Source organism: Arthrobacter sp. zg-Y916 (assembly GCF_020907385.1).
GTDB lineage: Bacteria > Actinomycetota > Actinomycetes > Actinomycetales > Micrococcaceae > Arthrobacter_B > Arthrobacter_B caoxuetaonis.
This window is the reverse complement of sequence record NZ_JAJJOD010000003.1, coordinates 12092-26918: the sequence shown is the minus strand read 5'-3', so window position 1 is coordinate 26918 and position 14827 is coordinate 12092. Positions and strand designations below refer to the sequence as shown.

At 64.0% G+C, this 14827-nt stretch carries 11 protein-coding genes; 7 read left to right on the top strand and 4 right to left on the bottom strand.

Annotated elements, in window-relative coordinates; all coding sequences use genetic code 11:
* The first annotated feature begins 67 nt into the window (after positions 1-67).
* From LOC59_RS07125 to LOC59_RS07095, 7 genes are all read left to right on the top strand, one after another.
* Positions 68-742, top strand: coding sequence for an IMPACT family protein (locus LOC59_RS07125; RefSeq protein ID WP_227917030.1), 675 nt, complete (start codon positions 68-70; stop codon positions 740-742).
* Complete coding sequence (locus LOC59_RS07120; protein ID WP_229971243.1) at positions 739-1902, top strand: class I SAM-dependent methyltransferase; 1164 nt, start codon at positions 739-741, stop codon at positions 1900-1902. The genes LOC59_RS07125 and LOC59_RS07120 overlap by 4 nt, the downstream gene beginning before the upstream one ends.
* A 268-nt stretch (positions 1903-2170) precedes the next feature.
* Positions 2171-3496, top strand: a complete 1326-nt coding sequence (locus LOC59_RS07115) for an ABC transporter substrate-binding protein (protein WP_423723927.1) — start codon at positions 2171-2173, stop codon at positions 3494-3496.
* A 57-nt stretch (positions 3497-3553) separates the two neighbouring features.
* Positions 3554-4540: a carbohydrate ABC transporter permease gene (locus LOC59_RS07110; protein WP_227917033.1), complete on the top strand. Its 987-nt coding sequence runs from the start codon at positions 3554-3556 to the stop codon at positions 4538-4540.
* Entirely contained in the window at positions 4537-5451 is a 915-nt protein-coding gene (locus LOC59_RS07105; RefSeq protein WP_227917034.1) for a carbohydrate ABC transporter permease, read from the top strand. The genes LOC59_RS07110 and LOC59_RS07105 overlap by 4 nt, the downstream gene beginning before the upstream one ends.
* Entirely contained in the window at positions 5451-6920 is a 1470-nt protein-coding gene (locus tag LOC59_RS07100; protein ID WP_227917035.1) for a GH1 family beta-glucosidase, read from the top strand. Before LOC59_RS07105 ends, LOC59_RS07100 begins: the two co-directional genes overlap by 1 nt.
* 69 nt (positions 6921-6989) lie before the next feature.
* Positions 6990-8009: a LacI family DNA-binding transcriptional regulator gene (locus LOC59_RS07095; RefSeq protein ID WP_423723928.1), complete on the top strand. Its 1020-nt coding sequence runs from the start codon at positions 6990-6992 to the stop codon at positions 8007-8009.
* Between the two features lie 17 nt (positions 8010-8026).
* On the opposite strand, the gene LOC59_RS07090 is transcribed toward LOC59_RS07095, so the two are convergent.
* The 4 genes from LOC59_RS07090 to polA all read right to left on the bottom strand — a co-directional run bounded on the left by LOC59_RS07090 (position 8027) and on the right by polA (position 14628).
* Entirely contained in the window at positions 8027-8740 is a 714-nt protein-coding gene (locus LOC59_RS07090; protein ID WP_229971241.1) for a hypothetical protein, read from the bottom strand.
* Positions 8741-8894: 154 nt separating this feature from the next.
* Positions 8895-10367: a 30S ribosomal protein S1 gene (rpsA, locus tag LOC59_RS07085; protein WP_055241244.1), complete on the bottom strand. Its 1473-nt coding sequence runs from the start codon at positions 10365-10367 to the stop codon at positions 8895-8897.
* A gap of 286 nt (positions 10368-10653) precedes the next feature.
* A complete protein-coding gene (locus tag LOC59_RS07080) occupies positions 10654-11970 on the bottom strand; it encodes a GNAT family N-acetyltransferase (protein ID WP_229971239.1) in 1317 nt (438 codons plus the stop codon).
* A gap of 24 nt (positions 11971-11994) precedes the next feature.
* Complete coding sequence (gene polA, locus LOC59_RS07075) at positions 11995-14628, bottom strand: DNA polymerase I (RefSeq protein ID WP_229971435.1); 2634 nt, start codon at positions 14626-14628, stop codon at positions 11995-11997.
* Positions 14629-14827: the final 199 nt, after the last annotated feature.

Below are 14827 nucleotides of genomic sequence, written 5' to 3'. Positions count from 1 at the left end.
CCCTACCCCGGCTCCCCGGCACTCCCCCGGAGCGCTCTTCGGCGGCACCACAAACTAGACTGGGTCAGTGAGTGATTTGGGTGCGGTGGAGGGACGGTATACAACCGTCGCCGGAGAGCACCGGACCGAGCTTGAGATCAAGCGTTCCCGCTTCATTACCGTGCTGCGGCGCACTGAAACCGAAGAAGAGGCCCGCGCGCTGGTGGCTCAGCTGCGCCGGGAGTTCCACGATGCCCGGCACCACTGCAGCGCCTTTGTCCTGGGGCCCGGCCGGGAGGTCCAGCGCTCCAGTGACGACGGGGAACCCTCGGGAACCGCCGGCCTTCCCATGCTCGAGGCCCTGACCAAACGCGAGACTTTTGACGGCGCGGCAGACCTGAGCGACATCACGGCTGTGACAGTGCGCTATTTCGGCGGGATTCTCCTCGGCGCCGGAGGGCTGGTCCGCGCATACTCCGAGTCTGTCTCGTCGGCTTTATCCACCGCTCCCCTCCTGCGGCGCGCCCGCATGCAGCTTTACGCGGTGCCGGCCTCCCACGCCGGTGCCGGACGCCTGGAGAATGACCTCCGGAATGCCGGGTATACCGTCCGCGGGACCGAGTACGGCGCCGGCGGCGCCGTCATCACGGTCGCACTTCCCGACACCGCCGGGTCCGGCTCCGCATTCCAGGACCGGCTCGCTGCGCTCAGCGCGGGCGACGTCGAAGCCGAACCGCTAGCCACTGAATGGATTGACCTGTGAGCACTGCTTCCGAAGCTTCGTTCGATTTCGACCTGCTGGGGCGGGCTCCGGATGTGGAGGCGGAGAACCTGCAGGCGTTCGACGCCGCTGACAAGCTGCTGCTGGACACCGCTGCCGGTGACCTTGAGCCCGCGGCCTCAAGCGGCAGTGGTGCGCCCGTCGTCATCGGGGATTCCTATGGAGCGCTCACGCTCGGAGCTGCAGCGCGGTATTCTCTTACCGGGATCCGGGTGCATCAGGATCCCTTCTCTGGGGAGCTCGCACTGGACCGCAATGCCGAAGCTCTGGGCCTGGCAGGAAGCTACACACACTGGGCCCTGGAGCCGGGGCTGGTAACCGGGGCCGGCGTCATCCTGCTGCGGCTGCCCCGCTCACTGGATGCCCTTGATGAAATTGCCCGGCTCGTCGCCGAACATGCCCCGTCCGGTGTCCGGATCTATGCCGGCGGACGGATCAAGCACATGACTACCGCCATGAACGACGTCCTGGGCCGGTATTTCCAGTCCGTAACGGCGGGCCTCGCACGGCAGAAGTCCCGCGTGCTCACTGTGATGAGCCCGCTGCCGGCGGAAAGGTTCCCTGTATCCCGCTTCCCTCTGGAGGCGGCGTACGACGTCGGCCTGCCGGTTCCGCTGCAGCTGCGGGCCCGCGGGGCAGCCTTTGGCGGAGCATCGCTGGATCCCGGTACCCGGTTCCTGCTGCCGTTCCTGGCCCAGGCCCGCGGGGCCGGTGAAGCAGTGGACCTGGGCTGCGGCAACGGCGCGATTGCGGCGTACCTGGCACTCCACCGTCCGGGCATAAGGGTGCTGGCGTCCGACCAATCCGAAGCAGCCGTTGCCTCCACCCGGCTGACTCTGGCAGCCAACGGCGTTTCGGACCATGCCGTAGTACGGCGCGCAGACGCCCTGACCTGGCTCCCGGACCGGTCCCAGGACCTCGTGGTACTTAATCCGCCCTTCCACATCGGTGCCAGTGTGCACACCGGCATTGCCCACAAGCTCTTTGCCGACGCAGCCCGCGTGCTTCGCCCGGGTGGAGAACTGTGGACGGTCTGGAACTCCCATTTGGCCTATCGGCCAGCCTTGAACCGGCTGGTGGGGCCCACGCGGCAGGTAGCCCGGAATCCCCGGTTCACGGTCACGGTGTCGACTCGGCGCTAGCCATGCTCCCGGCGGGCCAACTGGGGCAACGGCCGTAACAGCAACCTGACTCCCGGAAATCTGAGAGAGCGCTCTCTTGACAGTGAAGCGTGTCACATCTAGGCTCTGAGCAAGATCAGAGAGCGCTCTCTGAAGCGGGTCGGGCGTTTCGAACCGCAACGGGCTCTCTGGACAGGATCCACAGTTAGCGTCCCGTCCCAGGACAAGCCCAGTTTCCATTCGGCACGGTCCTCCCCGGGATATCAACCGGCAAGACACACACAAAGGAGTGACCGTGAAAAAGTTCCGAAATTCAGCAGGTGTCGTGGCGGGTGCTGCGGCACTTGCACTGCTCGCCGCCGGCTGCGGCGGAGGCAGCAACAGCGGCGAGCCCGCCTCGGAGGAGAATCCGATTGAACTCTCCGTCACCACGTTCGGAACCTTCGGCTACGACGATCTCTACGCGGAATACGAGGAGGCCAACCCGGGCATCACCATCAAGGCCAACAACATCGACACCGGCGGCAACGCACGGACTGATCTCTTCACGAAGCTTGCCGCAGGTTCAGGCGTCAGCGACGTGGTGGCCATTGAAGAGGGCTGGCTAGGCGCCATCATGGAGGTTTCGGACAAGTTCGTGGACCTGAACGAATACGGCGCAGAGGACCTCAAGGATAACTGGGTCGACTGGAAGTACAAGCAGGGCACAGACCCCGACGGCCGCGTCATCGGCTACGGCACGGACATCGGACCGCAGGGCATCTGCTACAACGGAAAGCTCTTCGAAGCAGCGGGGCTGCCGAGTGACCGCGAAGCCGTTGCTGAACTCCTGGGCGGGGAAGACGCCACATGGGAGAAGTACTTCGAAGTCGGAAACCAGTACAAGGCCGCAAGCGGGAAAGCCTGGTTCGACCAGGCCGGCTTCGTATGGAACTCCATGGTGAACCAGATGGAGGAGGGCTACTACACGAAGGACGGCGAGCTGAACATCGAGGGCAACGATGCGATGATCGCAAACTTCAAGATGCTCTCCGGTTCCATTGAGGACGGACTGTCCGCGAACCAGGAAGAGTGGAAGTGGAACAGCGGGCAGTCGTTCCTGGACGGCACTTTCGCCACCATGGTCTGCCCCGGCTGGATGCTTGGGAACATTCAGGGCGGCATTGAAACCGCAGGCGGCTCAACTGACAGCGGCTGGGACTTTGCAGACGTGTTCCCGGGCGGTGCATCAAACTGGGGCGGTGCCTTCCTCTCGGTTCCTGAAAGCTCGGACCACAAGGAGGAAGCAGCCAAGCTCGCTGCCTGGCTGACAGACCCCGAACAGCAGATCAAGCAGTCCGCAGCAGCCGGTAACTTCCCCAGCACCCTTGAGGCGCAGGAACAGCTTGCCTCCGACGCAACTCCGAACGAGTGGTTCAACGACGCTCCCACCGGAGCCATCCTGGCCTCGCGCGCCGAAAACGTTGTGGCGCAGTTCAAGGGACCGGACGATTCAGTCATCCAGGAAAAGGTCTTTGGCCCGGCCATCGATGACATGGAGACAGGTACCGCGAATGCGGACCAGGCATGGGAGAAGGCACTGAAGCTCCTCAACGACCTGGTCATCAACAACTAGCAGCACCGCACACGGGGCCTCCTCCGGGGGGCCCCGTCCGGAGCACGGGAGTCTGCCATGACCGCCACACTGAACCGGCCTGTCCAGAAGCTGCCGGTTAAGCCGCGGACAACGTTCCGCCAGCGCCTCTCCAAATGGGATATGAAGGCGTCCCCTTACCTCTACATTTCTCCGTTCTTTATTCTCTTCGGCATTACCGGCTTATTCCCCCTGGTGTATACCTTCTGGGTGTCACTGCACGAATGGCACCTCCTCAAGGGCCAGGGCGACTTTGTCGGGTTGCAGAACTTCGCAGGCGTGCTGGGCGACACCCGATTCTGGGGTTCGCTATTCAACACCTTCTCGATTTTCCTGCTTTCCGCTATTCCCCAGCTGATAGTGGCCGTGTTCCTCGCCGCCATCCTGGACCAGCATCTGCGGGCGAAAACGTTCTGGCGCATGTCGGTGCTGCTGCCCTACGTTGTAACGCCCGTGGCGGTGGCACTGATCTTCTCCAAGATGTTTGCCGAGGAGAACGGACTGCTGAACAACCTGCTGGGCAACTTCGGCGTTGACCCGATCATGTGGCAGAACGGCACACTGCCCAGCCATATAGCGATCGCCACCATGGTCAATTGGCGGTGGACGGGCTACAACGCCCTCATCCTGCTGGCCGCCATGCAGGCCGTTCCCCGCGACCTTTACGAATCAGCAGCGATCGACGGCGCCGGTGCCTTCCGGCGATTCTTCAGCATTACCCTGCCGAGCATCCGCCCCACCATGATCTTCGTTATCATCACCGCCACTATCGGCGGCTTGCAGATCTTTGCCGAACCCAAGCTGTTCGACCCGGTTAACGCCGGCGGAATCCAGGGTCAGTTCCAGACGACTGTGCTGTTCCTGTGGGACATGGGCTTCCAGAGGCAGAACTTCGGCAAGGCCTCCGCCGTGGCCTGGCTGCTGTTCCTGATCATTGTGCTGGTGGGCCTGGTCAACTTCTTCATTTCCAAGCGGATCGCCACCGGGGATTCCCAGCGGCCACGTGTTTCAAGGAGAAAGTCATGAGCGTCCTGCAGCGAGCCCGGGCTGTCCCGGGCACCGGGACCGGGTCAGGGGCCGGGAAACCGATTCGCAAACGGCGCCAGGGGCAGTCTTTCGGGAGCGGACGGCGTCCCGGGTTCCTGACCTATGGCATCCTTCTGGTTTTCCTGTTCTGCTCTGCCTACCCCCTTTGGTGGTCCGTCCTCATCGGCAGCAACGGAAATCCTGCGCTGGGCCAGGAATGGCCTCCCCTGCTTCCCGGGGGGCGTTTCTGGAGTAACGTCTCCGAGGTCGTAAACACCGTGCCGTTCTGGAAGGCGCTTGGGAACAGCCTGATCATTTCCGGCACCATAACCGTCTCCGTGGTGATCTTCTCGACGCTGGCAGGCTACGCGTTTGCGAAGCTCAGATTCAGGGGGCGCGGGGTCCTTATGGTGGCGGTCATTGCCACCATGGCCATTCCCACGCAGCTGGGCATCATCCCGCTTTTTATGGTGATGCAGAAGCTTGGGTGGACCGGAGAACTCGGTGCGGTGATCGTGCCCGGGCTTGTGACCGCCTTCGGCGTCTTCTTTATGCGCCAGTACCTGGTGGACGTCATCCCTGATGAACTGATCGAATCCGCCCGCATGGACGGGGCCAGCATGCTCGGAACCTTCCGGCATGTGGCACTGCCGGCGGCCCGGCCCGCCATGGCCATCCTGGGGTTGTTCACCTTCATGACCGCGTGGACCGACTTTATGTGGCCAATGCTCGTGCTGGCAGACAACCCAACCCTGCAGGTGGCACTCAGCCAGCTGCAGTCGGCCCGCTATGTCGACTACTCGATCGTGCTGACAGGCGCTGTGCTGGCAACCATTCCGCTGCTGGTTCTTTTCGTGGCAGCAGGCAAGCAACTTATTTCCGGAATCATGCAGGGAGCAGTGAAGGGCTAATGACGAACAATTCCTCTACTCGGAACCACGGCAATTTCCCGCCCGGTTTTATCTGGGGGTCAGCAACCGCTGCCGCGCAGGTAGAAGGAGCCGCCAGGGAAGACGGCAAAGAGGATTCGGTCTGGGATGCCTTCGCGGCCGTTCCTGGGAACGTCCTTAACGGGGACACCCCGGCCGTGGCAGTGGACCACTACCACCGTATGCCGCAGGACGTGGCCCTGATGAAGGAACTGGGGCTGGACTCCTACCGCTTCTCCACCAGCTGGGCCCGGGTTAGGCCGGGCGGCGGGGCACTGAACCCCACGGGCCTGGACTTCTACTCCCGTCTCGTGGACGAACTGCTTGAGGCAGGGATCCTCCCCTGGCTGACGCTCTACCACTGGGACCTCCCCCAGGGGCTGGAGGAAAAGGGCGGCTGGGCCAACCGCGACACGGCCTGCCGCTTCGTGGAGTACGCGCAGGACGTATACGCCGCGCTCGGTGACCGGGTTCGGCACTGGACCACATTTAACGAGCCCTTCTGCTCGTCCCTGCTGGGCTACGGCTCAGGAGTCCACGCACCGGGCCGGCAGGAGCCGCGTGCAGCAATCGCGGCCGTGCATCACCAGCACCTGGCCCACGGCATGGCCACTTCGGAGCTGCGGAGCCTGGGAGCTGAACAAATCGGCATCACCCTGAACCTGAGCAACTCCATTCCAAAGGATCCGGCGGATCCCGTAGACGTAGAAGCTGCCCGGCTATTCGACTCTCTCCAGAACCGGATCTTCCTGGATCCGATCCTGCGGGGAGCCTATCCTGAGGACTCTCTCCGGGACCTGGAGCCGTACGGACTGCACGAGGTGATCCTGCCCGGAGACATGGAGATCATCGGAGCACCGATCGACTTCCTGGGTGTCAATCACTACCACGATGACCAAATCAGCGGGCACCCGGATACCTCGGGCGAGGACGGCCACGGCGGCGGCGGTGTGCTGCCCAAGGCCTCGCCCTGGATTGGCGCCGAACACATCACGTTCCCCAGCCGCGGACTGCCGCGGACGGGGATGAACTGGGAAGTTAATCCTGATGGCCTCCGGAAGCTCCTGGTCCGCCTGGGCAAGGAATACCCGCAGCTGCCCCCGCTGTACATCACGGAGAATGGTGCAGCCTACGACGACGAAGTGACGGAAGACGGGGCGGTCCATGACACGGAACGCACCAGTTTCATCCTGGAACACATCCAGGCGGTCGGTGAGGCCATTGCCGAAGGGGCCGATGTCCGGGGGTACTTTGTCTGGTCCCTGCTGGATAACTTCGAGTGGTCCTGGGGATACGACAAGCGCTTTGGCATCATCCACGTGGACTACCAGACGCAGGAACGCATCATCAAGGACAGCGGGCTGGCCTACGGCCGGTTCATCGGGCAGGTTCGGCAGGGCACGGAATCTGGAACCCTCGAAAGCTCTCCGGCTGCGGCCGGCGCGCGGTAGGGGAACTACGATTGAAAGCTGAGCCCGGCTTCGGAAAACGGCAGAGGACGCCAGGAAAAGGAGACCGCATTGGGTACTGAGACTGGCCAGGTGCGGCCTGCTCCCACCCTGGAAATGGTGGCTGCACTGGCCGGCGTCTCCAGGGCCACGGTGTCACGGGTTGTCAACGGTTCAACTTCGGTAGCGCCCGAACTTGTGCACAGCGTGGAGCAGGCCGTCCGGACACTGAATTATGTGCCGAACCGGGCAGCGCGGAGCCTCGCCAGCCGGCGTACCTACACCATCACCCTGCTGGTTCCTGAGTCGACATCCAAGGTCTTCGCCGACCCCTTCTTCGCCACTGTGGTCGAAGGGGTCGCGAAGTACCTGAACTCCACGGATTACATGCTGAACATGGTCACCTCCTCGGAGGCGAATCCGGGCAAGACCCAGCGCTACCTGATGGGCGGAAACGTAGACGGCGTCCTGGTGGTCTCCCACCACAGCGGGGACCATTCCTGGGAACACCTGAGCGATGCCCTGCCCATCGTGTTCGCCGGCCGTCCCCTGCTTAATGCCGCGGACAGCTATTACGTAGAGGTGGACAACGAGGAAGGTGCACTGGCTGCCGTCGAGCGGCTGATCAAGACCGGCAGGCAGAACATCGCCACGATCGCGGGCCCCCAGGATATGCCTCCGGGCGTCGACCGGCTTGCCGGCTGGCGGGCCGGGCTGCACCGTGCCGGGATGAATGATGCACTGGTGGAGTACGGTGACTTCACCGTCGCCTCCGGCGCGATGGCGATGGAACGCCTGCTTGCCCGCGGAAAGCCTGTTGACGGCGTCTTCGCTGCGAACGACCAGATGGCTGCGGGTGCGCACGCCGTCATCCTGAAGCACGGTCTTCGGATCCCCGGAGACATCGCCCTGGTGGGCTTTGATGACGACCAGTTCGCCACCGGCGTCGAGCCCGCCCTAACCACTGTCCACCATCCCATCGCTGAACTCGGCGAAAAGATGGCCCGCATGCTGGTGGAACTCATCGAGGGCCGCGCGGCGGAAAGGGTCTGCCGGCTGCCCACGTCCCTCGTGGTGCGGGAGTCCGCCTAGCTTCTCTGGTCACACAGCTAGGCGGACGTGTAGCGGATGCCGCTGTAGTCTTCCTCGGCAAAGAGCTCACTGCGGCGGGTCCGGCGGTCCCACATGGCCTCAATCTGGAGCATATTGGTCTCCCATGCACCGGCATCAGGCTCACGCGTCCTGATCAGGGCTGTTGCGGCTGCCCGTGAGGCGCACCCCCACACGTAGGCGGAAGCCATCTTGGGGTCGGCGAAGACACCGTTCCACAGGGGGCTTCGGCGCTTCTTGAGCAGCTGGGTTCCCAGCACCAGAAGTGCGGCCGCAACGGCGGCGGCAGCGCCGAACACTTCACTCGAGATGAGGTCGAACGGTTTGGCCAGCAGGGCCGCCCCAAGCAGGACGCCGCCAATGGTTCTTATCCGGGCAGCGTTGCCTGCCAGCCAGCCGTCCGCCTCCCGCGCCAGCCGCCGCTGTTCCCGGCCCCAGGCGCGGAACCGGGGCAGGTCGGCACGCGCTTCTCCGTCACGTACGGCCTCTGCTGCCTCAAAGTACTCCGGGTACCGCTCGTGAAGGTCCCTTTCCAGCTGCTCTGAGGCCTTGATCTCCTCCCACGACTCAGCTTCCCGTTCCGCCGCGGCGACTCCGTTGACGAGATTGGCGGCCTGGACCGGTGTCAGGAGCCTGGCCGCTGCCTGCGTCCGGCGCCGGATCTCCGGTTCAACTTCTGCGGTTTGCGGTGAGATCGAATCGTGGCCCTGCATGTGCTTCCCCCTGTTGCTGTTTCCCTGTCCTCCAGCCCTTACGGCGCACCCAGCCTACCAAGGGAGCACCGGAGCGCCGGGCATAAAGAAAAGGCGGGTCCCCACCGAAGTGGAAACCCGCCTTTTCAGGCAGCTAGTGCCTTAGCAACAGAAATTAGTTGCCGGTCAGCTTCTCGCGCAGTGCCGCAAGAGCCTCGTCGGATGCCAGGGTGCCGGCAGCGGACTCGGATGCAGCAGGCTCGGAAGAGTAGCTGGTGGAGCTGGACTCAACGGAGTCCGAAGCTGCAGCAACGTCTTCAGAGTTGTGCTGGGCAACCTGCTTCTTGTGAGCTTCCCAACGGGCCTGGGCGTCAGCGTACTGCTGCTCCCAAGCTGCACGCTGGGTCTCGTAGCCTTCGAGCCATTCGTTCGACTCGGGGTCGAAGCCCTCCGGGTACTTGTAGTTGCCGGCTTCGTCGTACTCTGCGGCCATGCCGTACAGAGCCGGATCGAACTCGGTGCCCTCGGGATCGACGCCCTCGTTCGCCTGCTTCAGCGACAGGGAGATGCGGCGACGCTCGAGGTCGATGTCGATGACCTTGACGAACAGCTCGTCTCCAACGGAGACAACCTGCTCTGCCAGTTCAACGTGGCGCACAGCCAGCTCGGAGATGTGGACCAGGCCTTCGATGCCGTCTTCGACGCGCACGAACGCACCGAACGGAACCAGCTTGGTGACCTTGCCCGGCACAACCTGGCCCAGGGCGTGGGTGCGGGCGAAGGTCTGCCACGGATCTTCCTGCGTAGCCTTCAGCGACAGGGAGACACGCTCGCGGTCGAGGTCAACTTCCAGAACCTCAACGGTGACTTCCTGGCCAACTTCAACGACCTCGGAGGGGTGGTCGATGTGCTTCCAGGACAGCTCGGAAACGTGGACGAGACCGTCTACGCCGCCAAGGTCCACGAAAGCACCGAAGTTGACGATGGAGGAAACAACGCCCGGACGAACCTGGCCCTTTTCCAGCTTGTTGAGGAACGTGGAACGGACCTCGGACTGGGTCTGCTCGAGCCATGCACGGCGGGACAGGACCACGTTGTTGCGGTTCTTGTCCAGCTCGATGATCTTGGCTTCGATCTGCTGGCCGATGTACGGAGCCAGGTCGCGGACGCGACGCATCTCCACGAGGGATGCGGGCAGGAAGCCGCGCAGCCCGATGTCGAGGATAAGACCACCCTTGACAACCTCGATGACGGTACCGGTAACGACGCCGTCTTCTTCCTTGACCTTTTCGATGTCGCCCCAGGCACGCTCGTACTGTGCGCGCTTCTTGGAGAGAATCAGACGGCCTTCTTTGTCTTCCTTGGTGAGGACCAAAGCTTCGACCTGGTCGCCCACGGAGACAACGTCCCCGGGATCGACGTCGTGCTTGATGGAAAGCTCACGGGAAGGAATGACACCCTCGGTCTTGTAACCGATGTCGAGCAGAACCTCGTCGCGGTCAACCTTGACGACGGTACCTTCGACGAGATCGCCGTCGTTGAAGTACTTGATCGTTGCGTCAATGGCGGCGAGGAAGTCCTCGGCGGATCCGATGTCGTTGATGGCGACCTGCGGGGTACCGGACTTCTCGGTGGTGGTGATGGTCATGTAGTTGGGACTCCGATGTGGAAGTTGATGTAATTCCGGATGTTGCTCCCACCGGCTCGCGTGCAACCCGGAGAAACCAGGTTCAAGACGGTGCTTGTTTGTCCGGAGATGGACAGAATTATGAATCTTGGTGCTGCACGGTGGCGACCGGAATACCTCTCCAGCACGCGTAACGCGCCTGTTTAGTCTAGCCGCAGCCTCCAAGTCAGGTCAAAGCCGGTTGGTAAAACCAGTACCCGAATTGCCTGACCCGACCGAATCCGTACGGAATACCCGTAGCCCCCGGCTAGAAATGGGTGCTGCAGTACGGCGGCCGGGCCACGGCGAAGAGACGGTCCAGGGCTGCAACGCCCTCCTCCGTGCCCCGCACCCCGCCGGAAACGGCCAGGACCTGTGCGCTGACGCCGCCGAGATACAGGGAACCAAAGGCCGCCGCATCCGCTTCGACAGCAGGCACGCCGGACGGTCCGTCTTCCCCTGGAACGAGCTCGGTGACAGTAACGGCGGTCCCGTCCACCTGGACCAGCCAGCGGCCGGCAGCAATGCCCAGCGGGTCAGCGACCGTGAGGACAACTGTGCCGTCGGATTCGAAACCCCTGGCGCGGAGCATTGCGGCCGGATCCAGCGGACGCAGCCACAGGGTGTCTTCGACACCCGTGACCTGATAGCGCCGCCGGTCGGCCAGGGCCCAGGGAAGCGGATCCGCCACCGGTGCCGATGCCGTGATCTTCTCGACGAGGTCAATGGAACCCAGATACCGCCACAGTTCCAGCCGGGCAGTGTCATCGACTGCCACCAGGTCCAGGACCTTGAGGGTATGGGGTTCGGTTTCCCACGGAAGGAAGCGGTAGGTGACGTAGCCGTCCGGCGTCCCCGCGGCGTCGTAGTGCACGGCGGCCCGCACATCCTGCTGCACTTCGGGAACGTCTCCCCACAACCCTGCCGCCCGTTTGGCGTACCCGGCCTGCCGTCCCAGCGCGCCCCGGGCTGCATGGAGGTGCCGGGAAAAGATCTCCGGGGCCAGTTCCTCCATCTTCGGGGCGTCGGCGAGCACTGTGGAACCCGACGGCGGGACCTTGAGCTCCAGCCGGCCGCGCGCGTCGACTTCCACCGTGGCCTCGGCCGTCGCTGCACCAAATCCGAAGCGCCCGTAAATGACCGCCTCGGAGGCAAGCAGTGCCGCAACCGCGAACCCTTCCTCCCCCGCGCGCAGCAGGTCCGCAGTGATCATGCCGTTCAGGATTCCCCGGCGGCGGTGGGTCGGGCGGACCGTCACTGAAGTGATCTGGTGGGCCTGCAGGAGGGTGCCGCCGGCATTCAGGCCGTTGGACATGGTGGCGTACGTCGCCACGGGTGCTGCCGGGTTCCAGGCATACTCCGGTGCGGCGTCGTCATAGACACCGGTGAGCATGCGCCCGTCAGCTCGGTACGCCTCGACGATGGAAGCCATCTGTTCCGGCTTCCAGGCCGGATCGTGGAACCCCAGGTTGACGGCCTGCAGCCAGTCCGCGGTGCGCTCATCGACACGCTGGTGGTCAGCGTGGGACAGGCCCGCCGCGAACCGTTCCGTGCGCAGGGCTGTGCCCGCAGTTTCCGCCGTCATCTGTCTCCCCCTGGCTGGTTTGTCCTAGTGCCCTGCCTCGTGCCAGCTTGCGCCCCAGCCCACTGAGACATCCAGCGGTACGGAGAGGTCAGCGGCGCCGGCCATCTGCTCCCGGACCAGCTTCTCCGCTGCCTCCCGCTCACCCGGGGCGACTTCCAGGACGAGTTCGTCATGCACCTGCAGCAGCATACGTGTCTTCAGGCCCTGCTTCTTCAATTCTGCGTCCACGCCCAGCATGGCCTTCTTGATGATGTCCGCTGCGGAGCCCTGGATCGGTGCGTTCAGGGCGGCACGCTCGGACATTTCGCGCAGCTGCCGGTTGGTGCTGGCAAGGTCCGGCAGGTACCGGCGGCGGCCCTCGATCGTGGAGGTGTAGCCGTCCTTGCGCGCCTGCTCGACGACGCCGCGCAGGTAGTCGCGGACGGCTCCGAAGCGGGTGAAGTAGTCCCGCATCAGCGTGCGTGCCTCGTCGACCGGGATGGAGAGCTGCTTCGAGAGGCCGAACGAACTCAGGCCGTAGACCAGGCCGTAGGACATGGCCTTGACCTTGGAACGCATGGCACTGGTGACCTCTTCCGGGGGAACCCCGAAAATGTGCGAGCCGACGAACCGGTGCAGGTCCTCGCCGTCGCGGAAGGCCTGGATCAGGCTTTCGTCACCGGAGAGGTGAGCCATGATCCGCATTTCCACCTGGGAGTAGTCCGCCGTCAGCAGGGTTTCATAACCCTCCCCGACCACGAACACTTCCCGGATCCGGCGCCCTTCCTCGGACCGGATCGGGATGTTCTGCAGGTTGGGGTTGATGGAGGACAGACGGCCAGTCGCGGCAACGGTCTGCGCGTAGGTGGTGTGGATCCGGCCGTCGTCGGACACCGACTTGCGCAGGCCTTCCACCGTCTGCCGGAGCTTGGAGGCGTCACGGTAGGCCAGCAGGTGGGCCAGGAACGGATGGCCGTTCGTCTTGATAATCAGGTCCGAGAGCGCATCGGCGTCGGTGGAGTATCCGGTCTTGATCTTCTTGGTCTTGGGCAGGCCAAGTTCCTCAAAGAGCACTACCTGGAGCTGCTTCGGGGAGCCGAGGTTGATTTCCTTGCCGATGACGGCGAAGGCCTCCTCCTTGGCGACCTCGATGGTGCGCCCGAATTCGTCCAGCAGGCCGTCCAGCTTGTCGGTCGAGACGGCGATCCCGGCCAGCTCCATCTCTGCCAGCACTTCCGACAGCGGCAGTTCCAGCCCACCGAGCAGCTGGTTGGCTCCGCGCTCAACCAGCAGGCCGGAGAAGTGCTCGCTCAGGCGCAGCGCAGCGAAGGCCTCCATCACGGCCGGAGCGGCTGTGTCCTCGCCGTCCAGGGAGAGTTCCAGCTGGTTGCTGGCCGAAGCCGCGGAATCCAGGGACAGCTTCAGGTGCTGAAGGCTCAGGTCCGCCAGGTCGTAGCTGCGCCGGTCAGGCTGGATGAGGTAGCCCGAAATCGCGGGATCATCGATCTCCCCGCGCAGACGGAGTCCGCGGCGGGAGAGCAGCTTGTAGGCGTCCTTGAAGTCGTGGACCACCTTCGGGGCGTTGCTGTCCGCCAGCCAGCCGGCAAGGACCTGCTCCGCTTCAGCGTCCAGCTCAAGCAGCGGCATATAGGCCGCTGACTCGTCGGTGACGACGGCAAGTCCGGTCGCTTCCCGGGATTCACCGGCCCCTTCCGTGACCAGCCGGATCCCGGCCGGTTTCTGGTTGGTGGCCTGGAACCAGGCCTGGAGGTCATCCGCGGACGTGAGCGTGCTGTGGGCCGGAGGCAGCAGCTCCGGATGGTCCCCGGGAATCTCCTCTTCGCCGTAGACGTCGAAGAGACGCTTGCGCAGCGCGTTGAACTGCAGTGCGTCGAAGAGTTCCTCGATGGCCTCGCGGTCGGGCCGCTGGGCAGCCATGGCGTCGAGGTCCACCGGCAGGTCGAGGTCGCGCAGCAGCCGGTTCAGCCGCCGGTTGCGCTTTACGTCTTCAATGTTCGCGCGGAGGGAGTCGCCGACCTTGCCCTTGATTTCATCCAGGTGCTCGAGGATTCCTTCGAGTCCGCCGTACTGCTTGATCCACTTGGCAGCAGTCTTGGGGCCAACACCCGGGACGCCCGGCAGGTTGTCAGCGGACTCCCCCACCAGCGCAGCCAGGTCCGAATACTTGTCCGGCGGCACAAGATACTTCTCTTCCACTGCGGCAGCATCCATCCGCGGCAGGTCGGAGACACCCTTCTTGGGATAGAAAACGGTGACGCGGTCATCCACCAGCTGGAACGCGTCCCGGTCTCCGGAGACCACCATGACATCCCAGTTCCGGGCCGAGGCCTGCTCTGCAAGCGTGGCCAGGATGTCGTCGGCTTCGTAGCCGTCCAGGGAGATGGTGGGAATGCGCATGGCTTCCATGACCTTGATGATCAGGTCCACCTGCCCGTGGAACTCCTCCGGCGTCTTGTTCCGCCCGCCCTTGTACTCCGAGTACTCCTCGGTGCGGAACGTCGGGGTGTCGAGGTCGAAGGCCACCGCGATGTGTGTCGGCTCCTCATTCTTGATCAGGTTGATCAGCATGGAGGTGAAGCCGTAGACGGCGTTGGTGTGCTGGCCGGTGTCCGTGGAGAAGTTCTCCGCCGGGAGGGCGTAGAAGGCACGGAAGGCCATGGAGTGCCCGTCAAGGACCAGCAGGCGGTTGTTCCCGGCGGCGTTGAGGGTACCGAGCGGTACTGCGGAAGGCGTGGGTGCCGCGTGGCTTCCGACCGGGGCATCAGCCGCGGTGTCCGGCGACTCGGGGACCTCGGCGATCCCCAGCCCGTCAAGGGAATCCGCGGGGTCGGCGACGGTTCCGGAGTCGGTTGAAGAG

What these genes read in the sequence shown, in the direction of transcription:
- LOC59_RS07090 (WP_229971241.1), bottom strand. Translation starts at nt 8,740, where the DNA reads ATGCAGGGCCACGATTCGATCTCACCGCAAACCGCAGAAGTTGAACCG.
- LOC59_RS07080 (WP_229971239.1), bottom strand. Translation starts at nt 11,970, where the DNA reads ATGACGGCGGAAACTGCGGGCACAGCCCTGCGCACGGAACGGTTCGCG.
- LOC59_RS07100 (WP_227917035.1), top strand. Translation starts at nt 5,451, where the DNA reads ATGACGAACAATTCCTCTACTCGGAACCACGGCAATTTCCCGCCCGGT.
- rpsA (WP_055241244.1), bottom strand. Translation starts at nt 10,367, where the DNA reads ATGACCATCACCACCACCGAGAAGTCCGGTACCCCGCAGGTCGCCATC.
- LOC59_RS07105 (WP_227917034.1), top strand. Translation starts at nt 4,537, where the DNA reads ATGAGCGTCCTGCAGCGAGCCCGGGCTGTCCCGGGCACCGGGACCGGG.
- polA (WP_229971435.1), bottom strand. Translation starts at nt 14,628, where the DNA reads ATGGCCTTCCGTGCCTTCTACGCCCTCCCGGCGGAGAACTTCTCCACG.
- LOC59_RS07110 (WP_227917033.1), top strand. Translation starts at nt 3,554, where the DNA reads ATGACCGCCACACTGAACCGGCCTGTCCAGAAGCTGCCGGTTAAGCCG.